Source organism: Pseudooceanicola profundi (genome assembly GCF_050897955.1).
Classification (GTDB): domain Bacteria; phylum Pseudomonadota; class Alphaproteobacteria; order Rhodobacterales; family Rhodobacteraceae; genus Pseudooceanicola.
In genome coordinates this window covers 41,734-53,974 of the sequence record NZ_JBPAXZ010000001.1, presented here as the reverse complement: position 1 = coordinate 53,974, position 12,241 = coordinate 41,734, and the positions used below count along the sequence as shown (strand labels likewise).

Genomic DNA, 12,241 nt, shown 5'->3' with positions numbered 1-12,241 from the left:
CGATGCAGAGCTCCCGTCCGCTCCTCTGGGTCTACCGCGCCTATGTGGTGATCTTCTTCCTCTACCTCGCGGCGCCGCTGATCGCCGCCGGGGTGTTTGCCTTCAACGATTCGATGTTCCCGTCGCTGCCCTGGCAGGGGTTCACCTTCGACTGGTTCTTTTCCCCCGAGTCGCCAAAGCTTGGCCTCTTCCACGACGACCGGCTGCTGCAGGGCATTGGCAATTCGCTCTACATCGGGGTGATCGTGGCGGCGCTCTCGGTCGCGGCGGGCACCTGCAATGCCTTCCTTTTTGAGCGGCGCGATTTCCCCTTCAAATCGGCACTCTACGTGCTGATGGTGGTGCCGCTGGTGATCCCGGGCGTGATCCTCGGTATCTCCATCCTCGTCTTCGCCTCCATGGTCGCGAATTTTGCCGACCAGCAGCTGGGTCTATTCCTGACCTGGCTGCGGCCCGGCATTCCGCTGGTCGTACTCGGCCAGTTCTCCTTCCTGACGACGATCACATCGCTGGTCATCGCCGCACGGCTGCAGAAATTCGACATCTCGCTGGAGGAGGCGGCGCTGAACCTCGGCGCCTCCCGCCTGCGGGTGCTGCTGACGGTGACGCTGCCCTTCCTGATGCCCGCGATGTTCTCGGCCTTTGTGGTGGCCTTCCTGGTGTCGTTCGAGAACTTCAACACAACGCTGATGCTGGTGGGCTCCGACGCGCCACTGACGATCACCATGTACGACCGCATGGTCAAGGTCGGCTCCACTCCGGTGCTGAACGCGGTCTCCGTGGTGCTGATGCTGGGCTCGGGGCTTCTTGCGCTGCTCTCGGTCGTGGCACAGCGGCCCCGCAAGACGGCCTAAGCCAAAACCCCGCGGCCTGTATGACAGGCCCGGGGTCACCCGATCAGGTTACATCTGGGGGATTTTGGCTCCGGCGGTAGGGATCGAACCTACGACCAATTGATTAATAGTCGCCGCAACCGATTGCGGCCATGATCGCGGAGGAAGCATCCGAGAGATTCGGGCTGGCCGTGAAACTGGACGTAATGCGGCCCCTGCAAGCCTTCGACGCGGGCGGACGGGCACGTGCGCTTGGCGCGGTGGTGCAGACCTTGGCCCTGGCGAAAGAGGCGGGCGTTGATCCGTCAGAGGCGCTGTGGCTGGTGGATTGGGCCGACTGATCTCTAGGACAATGTGAGTTGGTGCTAACTTGCCCAATTGGCGCTGGCGTCCCACTTGAGCTTTTTTCCGTAGTGTCGCATTCCCGCCGTATCCACGACGAAAGGGTGGATAGAAACCTTGCCCTGCAAGCCAGCGTCTCGGCATGCCTGACTGATTGCCGTGTATTCGTAAAATCTGTGTGCCAAATCGCCGTCGGCAAGTTTCGTAGGCGTTCGAGTATCCGGCACTCCCGAGAAGGCATCGGGGTTTAGCGTTGCAATGACGCGCTTGCCCGGAATTTCCAAGCCGATATTTGAGATGGTGACATCCCGATGACCCGAATTGGCTGCGACAACTTTCAGGAAGGGCGGCCCTATTTCACCGTTGTCGTAGGTGTGCATCGCCGTTTCCGCAAATACCCGCACCCGACGAATGCCTCGTCCTCGAGATTCGAGGAGGTTGTAGATCGACAAGCCCGTTCCAATGACCCCCAAAGCGAGTAACACGAGGTCTCGACCAATTTCAAAACCCGTCATTCGTTACCCCAGATGTTACACCCACAGAGGCAAATCAGGTAGCGCGTTACCAACGACGCTTTAGTATCTACCTGATTTTGTAAATAAATTTGGCTCCGGCGGTAGGGATCGAACCTACGACCAATTGATTAACAGTCAACTGCTCTACCGCTGAGCTACGCCGGAACACGAAGGCGCGTATAGCAACGGGGATTCCGGGCGTCCAGTGGGATTTGACATCTTTTCGTGACTTTTTCGCGCCCGCGGGTCAGGCCAATGAAAAGACGGAAGAAAAACTCAGTTCTCCCGCCACGGTCACCTTGTTTTTTCCCATGAGATCAATGAGCTGCGCCAGAACATTGCGCGCGGCGGCGGGCAGCATCTGCGGCGCGATGTCGGTATAGACCCGGGCGGCCAAATCGGAGGCTGTGCCGGGACCGGCCGCCAGCGCCTCCAGAATACCCGCCTCCCGGCCCAGACGATGGGCGATCAGCCAGTCGACCCGTGCCGCCGGATCGGCGATCACATCGCCATGGCCGGGCAAGTAGAGCCGGGCAGGGCGCGCACGCATCTTTGCGCAGCTCTCCATAAACTGGGTCAGGTCGCCATCCGGTGGCGAGACCAGCGAGGAGGCCCAGCCCATCACCAGATCGCCGCTGAAGATGGTGCCATAGCCCGCGCCCGCATCCAGATCGAAACAGAGGTGGTTGCAGAAATGCCCGGGCGTCCAGATCGCCTGCAGGCGCCAGCCGTCGCCCGAGATCTTGGCGCCATCGGGCAGGCTCTCGTCAGGGGCAAAGAGCCGGTCCGTGCCTTCGCCGCCGCCCAGATCAGCCTCTGCCGCGAGGCGCTGCATCACCTCCGACTGGCCCGCGCGGTAATCGCCATAGGCCAGAACCGGTGCGCCCGTGACATCGGCCAGAGGCCGCGCCAACGGAGAATGGTCGCCATGGGCATGGGTGACGAGGATATGGGTGATCTTTTCGCCCGGGGCGAGCGCGGCCAGAATCGCCTCCTGATGCAGCGCATCAAGCGGGCCGGGATCGATCACCGCCACGCCGCCGCCCTGGCCGACCAGATAGGTGTTCGTGCCGACAAAGGTATAGGGCGAGGGGTTGTCGCAAAGGATGCGCCGCACCCCGGGCGCGACCACCTCAGCTCGGCCGGGAATGGGAGAGAACGTGTCGGGCTGGTGCATTGCGGCGTCCTGTGGTTCTGTCCGTATCAGGCGGACCGGGACCACCCTAACCATGACCTTTGACTGGCTCAAACGATATGTGCCGCGCGGCATCTACGGGCGTGCGGCTCTGATCCTCGTGCTGCCGGTGGTCGTGGTCCAGCTGGTCGTCTCTGTCATCTTCATCCAGCGCCATTTCGAAGGCGTGACGCGGCAGATGACCCACTCCGTCAGTTCAGAGCTGGCCTATGTCGCCGCCGCCCCGCCGGAGCAGCGGGAGGAGATTGCCCGGGCGCTGGAGATCACGCCGACCCGAATTGCCGCCGCCGAGGCACCGGACCACGACAGCCGCCGCTGGTTCGACATCTCCGGACGCACCGTCATCCGCGTGCTGAGAGAGCGCGTGCCCGGCGTCATCGCCATCCGCCTGCCGGACGATTACGATGTGGATGTCTATGTAACGGCGCCGGACGGTGTGCTGAAGATGCGGCTGTCGCGCGGGCTCGTCTCCGCCTCCAACCCGCATCAGCTGCTGGTGAACATGGTGGTCTTCGGTATCCTGATGACCCTCGTCTCCTTCATCTACCTGCGCAACCAGCTGCGCCCCATCACCCGGCTCGCCGCCGCGGCGGAGGCCTTTGGCAAGGGCCAGACCTTGCCCTACAAACCCGGCGGCGCGACGGAGGTGCGGGCGGCCGGTCAGGCCTTTCTGGCCATGCGCGCCCGGATCGAACGGCATATCGAACAACGCACCCTGATGCTCTCGGGGGTCAGCCATGATCTGCGCACCCCGCTGACCCGGATGAAACTGGCGCTGTCGATGCTGGAGGATGAGGAGCGGGAGCCGCTGGAACATGATGTCGAGGAGATGCAGAAGCTCATCGAGGAATTCCTCGCTTTCGCCCGGGGCGCCGCCGCCGAACAGGTGGAGGAGACCGACCCGGCAGAGCTGGTCCGGGGCGCGGTGCAGGATGCCGCGCGGGGCGGCGCCGATGTGGCCCTAACGGAGGTTCAGGGCGAGGGGCGTCTGCAGCTTCGGCCCGTGGCCATGCGCCGGGCATTGGACAACCTGATCTCCAACGCCGCGCGCTATGGCAGCCGGGCCGAGATCTCCGTCATGCTGACCGACAAGTCGCTGCGTATCCGGGTGGAGGATGACGGCCCCGGCATTCCGCCCGAACGGCGGGAGGAGGCCACGCGCCCCTTTGCCCGGCTCGACAAATCCCGGAATCAGAACAAGGGGTCTGGTGTTGGGCTGGGCCTCGCCATCGCCACCGATATCGCGCGTGCCCATGGCGGGCTGCTGCGGTTGGGCGAATCCGAAAGGCTGGGCGGGTTGCAGGCCGATCTGATCATCGCCCGCTGAGGCTCAGGGCGCGGGCAGCATGGCCTGCAACGTTTCGATCCGGTCGGCATCTGCCACCGGTTTGTCGCGCCGGATCCGGGAGATCCGGGGGAAGCGCATCGCCAGCCCCGATTTATGTCGCTTGGACCGGTTGAGCCCTTCAAAAGCGATCTCCAGCACCAGCCCCGGCGCCACGGCGCGCACAGGGCCAAACCGGTCGGTCGTATTCTGCCGGACAAAGCGGTCCAGCTCTATCAGCTCCTCGTCGGTGAAACCGAAATAGGCCTTTCCGACCGGGACGAGCCGATCCCCATCCCAGACCCCAAATCCATAGTCAGAATAATAACCGGATCGCTTGCCATGCCCCCGCTGTGCCGTCATCAACACCGCATCAATCACCATCGGATCGCGCTTCCATTTGAACCAGTGACCCCGGATTCGGCCCGAAAGATAGGGGCTGTCCCGGTGCTTGATCATCACGCCCTCGATCACATCGTCGGGCGGATCGGCACGCAGGGCAGCGAGGTCGTCCCAGCTCCCGAACGGCAGCAGGGGCGACAGATCGAAGCGGTTGGGGTCCATCCCTGCCACGCGCTGTTCCAGAATGTCGCGTCTGGTCTCGGTCGGCTCCGCCCTCAGGTCTCTCTCCCCGTCGAACAGGATATCGTAGAACCGCAGCGCGGCGGGATGCGAGGCCAGCAGGGACTTCGGCGCCGTCTTCCGGTTCAGTCTTTTCTGAAGATCGCCAAACGGCGCCACCTGATCGCCGCGCCGCACCAGCAGTTCCCCGTCAAAACTGCCTTCGAAATCAATCGCCTCGATCAGATCGGGGAAGGCGGCGGAAATATCCTCCCCGGTCCGGGAATAAAGCCGCCTGAGACCCCGGTCCGACACGGCCTGCACCCGGATTCCGTCCCATTTCCACTCCGCCAGATAATCGCCGGGTGGCAAATCCTTCAGCCCGTCCAGATCATTGGCGGTCGAAAGCATCACCGGACGGAACGGCGCGCGCGCCGCATTCACCGGCTTTTCGCCGCCCTCCGCCCAGTCAAAAAGCGCGGTGTAAGGCGGGGTCAGCCCATGCCAGAGTTCCTCGATCTCTGCCAGCGGCAGGTCGCCGAACTGCGCCACCGCCGTCCGTGCAAGCCGCGCCGACACGCCGATGCGCATGCCGCCTGTGGCCAGCTTCAGATAGGCGTAACGCTCGCTCGGCGTCATCCGGTCGAGCTGGCGGGTGATGATCCCCGGCAGATCGGCCTTTCCGGCCCGCATCAGCTCTTCCACAAGCGCGGACAGCTCACTATCTTCCGGCGCCTCCGCCGCAGGCCAGATCAGCGCCATCGTCTCCGCCAGATCGCCGACGAAATCGTAAGACAGCTGGAAAAGCTCCGGATCGACCCGCTCCGCCGCCAATGTCCGCAAGAGGGAGGGGGTGACCTGCCGCAATTCCAGATCGCCTGTGATCGCGGCCAGCGCATAGCCGCGTTCGGGGTCGGGGCGGGTGCGAAAGAACTCCTCCAGCAGCCGCAGCTTGCCGTTGCGGGCGGGGGTGAAGGCCAGACGCTCCATAAGCATGGCAAAGGCCCTCATTCCGGCACCTCGTCCTCATAGCCTACCAGCCGCAGCGGGCGGCCCACGCGCTGCGTCATCTCGCACCAGCGCATCAGCGCATCCTCGCGGCCATGGGTGATCCAGGTCTCCTCCGGGTTCAGCTCCTCGATCGTGCGGATCAGGTCGGGCCAGTCGGCGTGATCGGACAGCACCATCGGCAGCTCAACCCCGCGCGCCTTGGCCCGGTTGCGGATCTGCATCCAGCCCGAGGCAAAGCTGACGACAGGATCGGGAAACCGCCGCGCCCAGGGCGTATTGGCGGCCGAAGGCGGGGCGACGATGATCTCCCCCGCGAAATCGGCCTTCTTCAGCCCCTTGTCGGTCGCGGGGCGCAGCTCTCCCAAAGCGATCCCCTCCGCCTCATGATAGGCGCAGAGCTTTTCCAGCGCGCCCTGGATATAGATCGGCCTGTCCCAGCCCGCCTGACGGATCAGCGCGATGACCCGCTGCGCCTTGCCCAGCGCATAGGCCCCGACCAGATGCGCGCGCTCCGGGAAATCCGTCAGAGATTGCATCAGCTTGGCGATCTCATCCTGAGGGGCAGGGTGGTGGAAGACGGGCAGGGCAAAGGTCGCCTCCGTCACGAAGACATCGCAGGGCACGGGCTCAAACGGCAGACAGGAGGGGTTGTCATGTCGGCAATAATCGCCGGAGACGACAAACCGCATGCCCCGATGTTCCAGAAGGATCTGCGCCGATCCCAGCACATGGCCCGCCGGATGAAAGCTAACGGTGACACCGCCGATATCGACCGGCGCATCGGCCACCTGACGGCGGCCGGTGAACCCCTCGCCATAGCGGATCGCCATGATGTCCAGCGTCTGCCGCGTGGCCAGCACCGCGCCATGCCCCGACCGCGCATGATCGGCATGCCCATGCGTGACCAGCGCGCGCGGCACCGGCACCACCGGGTCGATCCAGAAATCCCCAGGCGGACAATAGAGCCCCTCTGGCGTGGGGTGCAGGACGTCCTCGTAGCGCATAACGGGGATTTAGCGGAAGTGGGGGCGATTGGTAGGCCCGGCAGGATTTGAACCCGCAACCAAAGCGTTATGAGCGCTCTGCTCTAACCGTTGAGCTACAGGCCCGCCGACAGCGTGATTAGGCAAAGCGGGCACAAGCGTCAAGCATGACAGAAGGGGAGGGCAGGCAATGCGCCAGACGGAAAATGAGCCATTTTAAGAAAATTGGAGCAATATGATTTCATACGTGAAACTCAGTCGGCAAAAGACTTTCACATAGCGCACCAAAATATATGATCCTGAACATGTTTGCCGTGTTTGGCCATCACAATTCGAAAATCTTACAAACCGTCTTCTCTGCGCTCCCCCGTGGACAGCGTGCTCGCTCTGGTCTATCGGAACGCCAAGCAGCCGGAGAGCCAGATGACCGACAGAAAGAACGGGATCACCTATGCCGAAGCGGGCGTCGATATCGACGCGGGCAACGCGCTGGTGGAACGCATCAAACCAGCCGCCAAACGCACCGCGCGTCCCGGCACCATGTCGGGCCTCGGCGGCTTTGGCGCGCTCTTCGACCTCAAGGGCGCGGGTTATACTGATCCAATCCTCGTCGCGGCCACGGATGGCGTCGGCACCAAGCTGCGGATCGCCATCGATACCGGCAATGTCTCCACCATCGGGATCGATCTGGTCGCCATGTGCGTGAACGATCTGGTTTGCCAGGGGGCGGAGCCGCTCTTTTTCCTCGACTATTTCGCCACCGGCAAGCTGGAGCTCGATCAGGCGACGGCGATCATCGAAGGCATTGCTCTGGGTTGCGAGAAATCGGGCTGCGCGCTGATCGGCGGCGAAACGGCGGAAATGCCCGGCATGTACCATGACGGCGATTTCGACCTCGCGGGTTTTGCCGTGGGCGCGATGGAGCGCGGCACCGATCTGCCGGCCGGTGTGGCGGAGGGCGACGTGCTTCTGGGCCTCGCCTCTGACGGGGTGCACTCCAACGGCTACTCGCTGGTTCGCAAGATCGTCGAACATTCCGGCCTGCAATGGTCCGATGCCTGCCCCTGGGCCGACGGGACGCTGGGCGAGGCGCTGCTGGCGCCGACGCGGCTCTATGTCCGGCAGGTGCTGGAGGCGGTGAAGGCAGGCGGCGTCCATGCGCTGGCCCATATCACCGGCGGCGGGCTGACGGAGAACCTGCCGCGCGTCCTGCCCGAGGGCATGGGCGCTACGATCGACCTGGGCAGCTGGACCCTGCCGCCGGTCTTCAAATGGCTGGCCGAACATGGCGGTCTGGAGGAGAAAGAGCTCCTCAAGACCTTCAATGCCGGGATCGGCATGGTCGTTGTGGTCGACGCCACGCAGGCCGATGCGATCACGGCCATGCTGACCGCCGCGGGCGAAACGGTCTGCACCCTCGGCCATGTCACGGCCGGGCAGGGCGTCAGCTACACAGGCACCCTTCTTTGACCAAACGCGTTGCGATCCTGATCTCCGGCGGCGGCTCCAACATGGTGAAGCTGGTCGAGAGCATGGCTGGTGACCATCCGGCGCGCCCCGTTCTGGTGCTGGCCAATGATGCGGGCGCGGGCGGGCTGACACGCGCGGCAGAGATGGGCGTGCCCACGGCGGTGGTCGATCATCGGCCCCATAAGGGTGACCGTCCGGCCTTTGAGGCGGAGCTGATCCGCACCATCGACGCGGCGGAGCCGGATATCATCTGCCTGGCCGGGTTCATGCGGATCCTGACCGACGGGTTCACCAACCATTACGCGGGCCGGATGCTGAACATCCATCCCTCCCTCCTGCCGAAATACCGCGGGCTGCACACCCATGCCCGCGCGCTGGAGGCCGGGGAGGCAGAGGCGGGCTGCACCACGCATGAGGTGACGGCAGAGCTTGACGGTGGGCCGATCCTTGGTCAGGCGCGGGTGCCCATCCTGCCCGGCGATACGCCCGAGACGCTGGCGGCGCGGGTCCTGACCCGCGAACACCGGCTCTACCCCGAAACGCTGCGGCGTTTTGCGTCGGGTGACCGGTCGCGCTTTGATTTGCCGCTCTAGCCTGTTCCCCCCGCGCGGGGAATGGCCTATAGGGGATAGACCGGGGACAGCAGACAGCCGGTCAAAACAAAGCCGAAGGGCCATATGAGAACACTCACCACGACCGAAGAGCTTGCCGCCTTCTGCGAAGAGGCGGCCGGACATGATTATGTGACGGTAGATACCGAATTCCTGCGGGAACGGACCTATTATTCCCAGCTCTGCCTGATCCAGCTGGCCATGCCGGGCGAGGATGACAGCACCGCCGTGCTGGTTGACCCGCTGGCAGAGGGGCTGAGCCTTGAGCCGCTCTACACGCTCTTCCGCGACACCTCCGTGGTGAAGGTCTTCCACGCCGCCCGTCAGGATCTGGAGATTTTCTATGTTGATGCCGGGGTGATCCCCGATCCGCTGTTTGACACCCAGATCGCGGCCATGGTCTGCGGCTTTGGCGAACAGGTGGGCTATGAGACGCTGGTCAAGCGGATCGCCAAGGAACAGCTCGACAAATCCTCGCGCTTCACCGACTGGTCGCGCCGCCCGCTGACCGAGGAACAGAAGACCTATGCCCTGGCCGATGTCACCCATCTGCGCCGGATCTACGAATATCTCGCCTCCAAGCTGAAGAAGCAGAAGCGCGAGAAATGGGTGGAGGAGGAGATCTCCATCCTCACCTCGCCCGAAACCTATATTGTGCGCCCCGAAGAGGCCTGGCAGCGCGTGCGGACCCGCACCAACTCTTCCCGTTTCCTCGGTCTGGTCCAGCAGCTAGCCGCCTTCCGCGAAACCTATGCCCAGACCAACAACGTCCCCCGCAACCGGGTCTACAAGGATGACGCTCTGGTCGAGCTCGCCTCCACCAAGCCGCAGAGCCACAAGGACCTCGGCCGCTCTCGCCTGCTCCTGCGAGAGGCGCGCAAAGGTGACATCGCCGACGGGATCATTGCCGCCGTGAAAGCCGGGCTGGAGATGCCGAACGACGATCTTCCCAAGCCCGATCGCGAACGCGAAAAGATGCAGGTCGATCCGGCGCTGGCCGATCTGCTGCGCGTCCTGCTCAAGGCCAAGGCCGACAGCGCGGGCGTGGCGCCGCGCCTGATCGCGCCGACTTCCGACCTCGACGCGATGTCGGCGGGAAAACGCGACCTGCCGATGCTTACGGGCTGGCGGCGCGATGTGTTTGGCGAAGACGCGCTGCGTCTGTGCAATGGCGAAGTCGGGCTCGCCGCCCGCAAGGGACGGGTCGAGATTATCGCGCTTTAACGCCGGATCGTGATGGCGTTCTGGGCCCCGAGGACCTCGATCGTACGGATCCCGGCCAGCGCGTCATCCGTCAGATGCCGACCTACTGTCAGCGTGCGCGTCGGCTCTGTCCCCACCGCCCCGGCGGGCTGGCGGGCCACCAGCACAAAGCGCAGCACAGAATCGGGTACGGTCTCATCCTCGATCTGGCGCAGCCCGGCCTGATAGGCCCCCTGACGTGACGATACGCCCGTGACGCGCAGGATAGCCCCACCGGGATGCGGTTCTGCCACGACGCCCGCGACACGGGCCACAGGCGGCCGGTTGTCGACCTCTTCGGGGCGGGCGAAACTGCTGCGACGCGGGATCAGCGGATTGGTTTCCGATGCCGACAGCTCGCGGTTGCGACCACCGCCGAACCAGTTCAGCGGGTTGAACCGGCTCTGGGAAAACCCACAGCCCGAAACGATAAGGGCGACCACCAGGAGCAGCGGGAGAGACTTGCGCATGTCCAGACCTTTCTTGCTGGTCAATTGCCTAGCCGATTGATCGCCGGTTGAAAAGCCGTTCACGCGGCTGGACAAGGCAGGTCCCACATCTTACCTCGGCACAAAGCCGGAGGAAGACATATGGCACAGCCCGCATTCGAGGACATTGTCGGAGACTTTGAGTTTCTCGACGACTGGGAGGACAGGTATCGCCATATTATCGATCTTGGCAAAGACATGTCCGGCCTCGATCCCGCGCTGAAAGTCCCGGCCAATAAGGTTGACGGCTGCGCCTCCCAGGTCTGGCTATACCCGGAGATCGCCGGGGGAACATTCCGGTTTGCCGGTGAGAGCGATGCCATGATCGTCCGGGGCCTGATTGCGGTTCTCATGGCGCTCTACAACGATCTGGATGTCTCGGATGTCGGGCAGGTCGACGCACATGCCGAACTTGCCCGGCTGGGGCTTCAGGACCATTTGTCAGCGCAGCGGTCCAACGGGGTCCGTGCGATGATCGACCGGATCCGGAGCGTCGCGGCGGCCGCCTGACCTAGCGGCTCACATAGCGGCGCAGCCCGGTCACGAATCTGTCGATCTCTGTGCGCAATGCACTGCCGGGGAAGTCACGGACCGCCAGTTGGTCCATCCCGCCCGGCAAGAGCGGAGCGGTCAGCGCCACCAGGGCCGCCCGGTCCTGATCCGATAAGGGCAGAGCCTTGGCCGCCGTCAATTGCATCAGCCGCTCCTGCAGCTCTCTCATGCCGCGGAAGGCCGTGATCATCGGCCCGGTCAAAGCCGGCTCCGACTGCCAGGACTGGCCGTCAAACAGCTCCTGCGCGACCCGCTGGCCGGCGCCGTGGCAGCTGTAGCGCACGCAACCGCCAAAACCCGCATCCTCCAGCGTCTCATGTATGGAACAGCCATGCCCGTCCAGATTGGGACAGGCGACGCCTGCGGGCTTGTCGATGGCAAAATCGTCGCCCCGGTCAAATGCCAAAGCCAGACAGCACAAGGCGACGCAGCGGTCGCAATCCGCGTCGAACGAGGGCAGGGCGGTCACACCGCCTGCGCCTCCAGCGCCTGTGCAAGATCGCCATAGCCGGTAAAGCGCCGCTCGAACCGCAGGCCCAGCTTGTCGGCGGCCGCTTCTGCCAGCCGGGTGAGCCCCGGATCCTCTGTCTGCGCCAGATAGACCACCCGGGTGTAATGGCCGAAGATCATCGGCAAAAGCTGCGGATGACGGTCCAGTTTCAGCCCCTTCCAGACAAGCGTATCAAACTGCCGCGCCAGGAAGTCGGTCAGAAAGAACGCATCCATTTCATCACGTTCCGCAAAGGCCGCGAGCCCGTCGAAAAAGGCATAGCAATGCGGGCCGGCGATCATCGCAACGCCTATCTCGGCGCAGGCGGCCTCCAGCAGCCCACCGGTGCCGCAATCGGCATAGGCGACAAATATCCGGTCATAGTCCGGCTGACGCTCTGCCACGGCCCGACGGACCGCCTGCGGAATCTGGTCGGGCGTATTATGCAGCTTGGCCGGCAGACATTGCAGATCGACATGGTCCCAGCCATTCAGAGCGATCAGTGCAAGGATTTCCCGCGCCAGCGCGCCACAGGCCAGCACGAGGATGCGCCCCCGGCCCGTTGCAGACAGCCCGCTCTCGGTCAGTTCGGTATCGCTGGGTATCACCATCCTGCGCCCCGGT

General features: G+C 64.0%; 14 protein-coding genes and 2 tRNA genes. 7 read left to right on the top strand and 9 right to left on the bottom strand.

The window, feature by feature from the left end:
* Window positions 1-2: 2 nt before the first annotated feature.
* On the top strand, window positions 3-854 hold the full coding sequence (locus tag ACRARG_RS00295; RefSeq protein ID WP_432687982.1) for an ABC transporter permease: 852 nt from the start codon (window positions 3-5) through the stop codon (window positions 852-854).
* A gap of 170 nt (window positions 855-1,024) precedes the next feature.
* Complete coding sequence (locus ACRARG_RS00290; RefSeq protein ID WP_432687981.1) at window positions 1,025-1,174, top strand: hypothetical protein; 150 nt, start codon at window positions 1,025-1,027, stop codon at window positions 1,172-1,174.
* Window positions 1,175-1,198: 24 nt separating this feature from the next.
* Here the strand turns inward: ACRARG_RS00290 and ACRARG_RS00285 are convergent, their stop codons facing one another.
* The 3 genes from ACRARG_RS00285 to ACRARG_RS00275 form a co-directional block, all read right to left on the bottom strand.
* On the bottom strand, window positions 1,199-1,690 hold the full coding sequence (locus ACRARG_RS00285) for a hypothetical protein (RefSeq protein ID WP_432687980.1): 492 nt from the start codon (window positions 1,688-1,690) through the stop codon (window positions 1,199-1,201).
* Between the two features lie 90 nt (window positions 1,691-1,780).
* A tRNA-Asn gene (locus tag ACRARG_RS00280) sits at window positions 1,781-1,855 on the bottom strand.
* 82 nt (window positions 1,856-1,937) lie between these two features.
* Complete coding sequence (locus tag ACRARG_RS00275; RefSeq protein WP_432687979.1) at window positions 1,938-2,867, bottom strand: MBL fold metallo-hydrolase; 930 nt, start codon at window positions 2,865-2,867, stop codon at window positions 1,938-1,940.
* Between the two features lie 52 nt (window positions 2,868-2,919).
* Between ACRARG_RS00275 and ACRARG_RS00270 the strand changes: the two genes are divergently transcribed.
* Complete coding sequence (locus ACRARG_RS00270; protein ID WP_432687978.1) at window positions 2,920-4,212, top strand: ATP-binding protein; 1,293 nt, start codon at window positions 2,920-2,922, stop codon at window positions 4,210-4,212.
* Window positions 4,213-4,215: 3 nt separating this feature from the next.
* Here ACRARG_RS00270 and ACRARG_RS00265 read toward each other — a convergent pair whose 3' ends face one another.
* The 3 genes from ACRARG_RS00265 to ACRARG_RS00255 form a co-directional block, all read right to left on the bottom strand.
* Window positions 4,216-5,781, bottom strand: coding sequence for a cisplatin damage response ATP-dependent DNA ligase (locus ACRARG_RS00265; protein ID WP_432687977.1), 1,566 nt, complete (start codon window positions 5,779-5,781; stop codon window positions 4,216-4,218).
* Entirely contained in the window at window positions 5,778-6,785 is a 1,008-nt protein-coding gene (locus ACRARG_RS00260) for a ligase-associated DNA damage response exonuclease (protein WP_432687975.1), read from the bottom strand. The genes ACRARG_RS00265 and ACRARG_RS00260 overlap by 4 nt, the downstream gene beginning before the upstream one ends.
* A 29-nt stretch (window positions 6,786-6,814) precedes the next feature.
* Window positions 6,815-6,890, bottom strand: a tRNA-Ile gene (locus ACRARG_RS00255).
* 297 nt (window positions 6,891-7,187) lie between these two features.
* Between ACRARG_RS00255 and purM the strand changes: the two genes are divergently transcribed.
* The 3 genes from purM to rnd all read left to right on the top strand — a co-directional run bounded on the left by purM (window position 7,188) and on the right by rnd (window position 10,069).
* Window positions 7,188-8,234, top strand: a complete 1,047-nt coding sequence (gene purM, locus ACRARG_RS00250) for a phosphoribosylformylglycinamidine cyclo-ligase (protein WP_432687973.1) — start codon at window positions 7,188-7,190, stop codon at window positions 8,232-8,234.
* Window positions 8,231-8,827 carry a phosphoribosylglycinamide formyltransferase gene (gene purN, locus ACRARG_RS00245; RefSeq protein WP_432687971.1) on the top strand — a complete coding sequence of 199 codons (597 nt, stop codon included), beginning with the start codon at window positions 8,231-8,233 and terminating at the stop codon, window positions 8,825-8,827. The genes purM and purN overlap by 4 nt, the downstream gene beginning before the upstream one ends.
* Before the next feature lie 84 nt (window positions 8,828-8,911).
* Window positions 8,912-10,069, top strand: coding sequence for a ribonuclease D (gene rnd / locus ACRARG_RS00240; RefSeq protein ID WP_432687970.1), 1,158 nt, complete (start codon window positions 8,912-8,914; stop codon window positions 10,067-10,069).
* On the opposite strand, the gene ACRARG_RS00235 is transcribed toward rnd, so the two are convergent.
* Window positions 10,066-10,557, bottom strand: a complete 492-nt coding sequence (locus tag ACRARG_RS00235; protein ID WP_432687968.1) for a hypothetical protein — start codon at window positions 10,555-10,557, stop codon at window positions 10,066-10,068. The genes rnd and ACRARG_RS00235 overlap by 4 nt on opposite strands.
* A gap of 120 nt (window positions 10,558-10,677) precedes the next feature.
* Here ACRARG_RS00235 and ACRARG_RS00230 point away from each other — a divergent pair, with 120 nt between their 5' ends.
* Window positions 10,678-11,085: a SufE family protein gene (locus ACRARG_RS00230; protein ID WP_432687966.1), complete on the top strand. Its 408-nt coding sequence runs from the start codon at window positions 10,678-10,680 to the stop codon at window positions 11,083-11,085.
* Between the two features lies 1 nt (window position 11,086).
* Here ACRARG_RS00230 and ACRARG_RS00225 read toward each other — a convergent pair whose 3' ends face one another.
* Window positions 11,087-11,596 (bottom strand): hypothetical protein, encoded by a 510-nt coding sequence (locus ACRARG_RS00225; RefSeq protein WP_432687965.1) that lies wholly within the window; start codon window positions 11,594-11,596, stop codon window positions 11,087-11,089.
* Entirely contained in the window at window positions 11,593-12,228 is a 636-nt protein-coding gene (locus ACRARG_RS00220; protein WP_432687964.1) for a DUF1638 domain-containing protein, read from the bottom strand. Before ACRARG_RS00220 ends, ACRARG_RS00225 begins: the two co-directional genes overlap by 4 nt.
* Window positions 12,229-12,241: the final 13 nt, after the last annotated feature.

What these genes read in the sequence shown, in the direction of transcription:
- ACRARG_RS00295 (WP_432687982.1), top strand. Translation starts at nt 3, where the DNA reads ATGCAGAGCTCCCGTCCGCTCCTCTGGGTCTACCGCGCCTATGTGGTG.
- ACRARG_RS00285 (WP_432687980.1), bottom strand. Translation starts at nt 1,690, where the DNA reads ATGACGGGTTTTGAAATTGGTCGAGACCTCGTGTTACTCGCTTTGGGG.
- ACRARG_RS00275 (WP_432687979.1), bottom strand. Translation starts at nt 2,867, where the DNA reads ATGCACCAGCCCGACACGTTCTCTCCCATTCCCGGCCGAGCTGAGGTG.
- ACRARG_RS00270 (WP_432687978.1), top strand. Translation starts at nt 2,920, where the DNA reads ATGACCTTTGACTGGCTCAAACGATATGTGCCGCGCGGCATCTACGGG.
- ACRARG_RS00265 (WP_432687977.1), bottom strand. Translation starts at nt 5,781, where the DNA reads ATGAGGGCCTTTGCCATGCTTATGGAGCGTCTGGCCTTCACCCCCGCC.
- ACRARG_RS00260 (WP_432687975.1), bottom strand. Translation starts at nt 6,785, where the DNA reads ATGCGCTACGAGGACGTCCTGCACCCCACGCCAGAGGGGCTCTATTGT.
- purM (WP_432687973.1), top strand. Translation starts at nt 7,188, where the DNA reads ATGACCGACAGAAAGAACGGGATCACCTATGCCGAAGCGGGCGTCGAT.
- rnd (WP_432687970.1), top strand. Translation starts at nt 8,912, where the DNA reads ATGAGAACACTCACCACGACCGAAGAGCTTGCCGCCTTCTGCGAAGAG.
- ACRARG_RS00235 (WP_432687968.1), bottom strand. Translation starts at nt 10,557, where the DNA reads ATGCGCAAGTCTCTCCCGCTGCTCCTGGTGGTCGCCCTTATCGTTTCG.
- ACRARG_RS00230 (WP_432687966.1), top strand. Translation starts at nt 10,678, where the DNA reads ATGGCACAGCCCGCATTCGAGGACATTGTCGGAGACTTTGAGTTTCTC.
- ACRARG_RS00220 (WP_432687964.1), bottom strand. Translation starts at nt 12,228, where the DNA reads ATGGTGATACCCAGCGATACCGAACTGACCGAGAGCGGGCTGTCTGCA.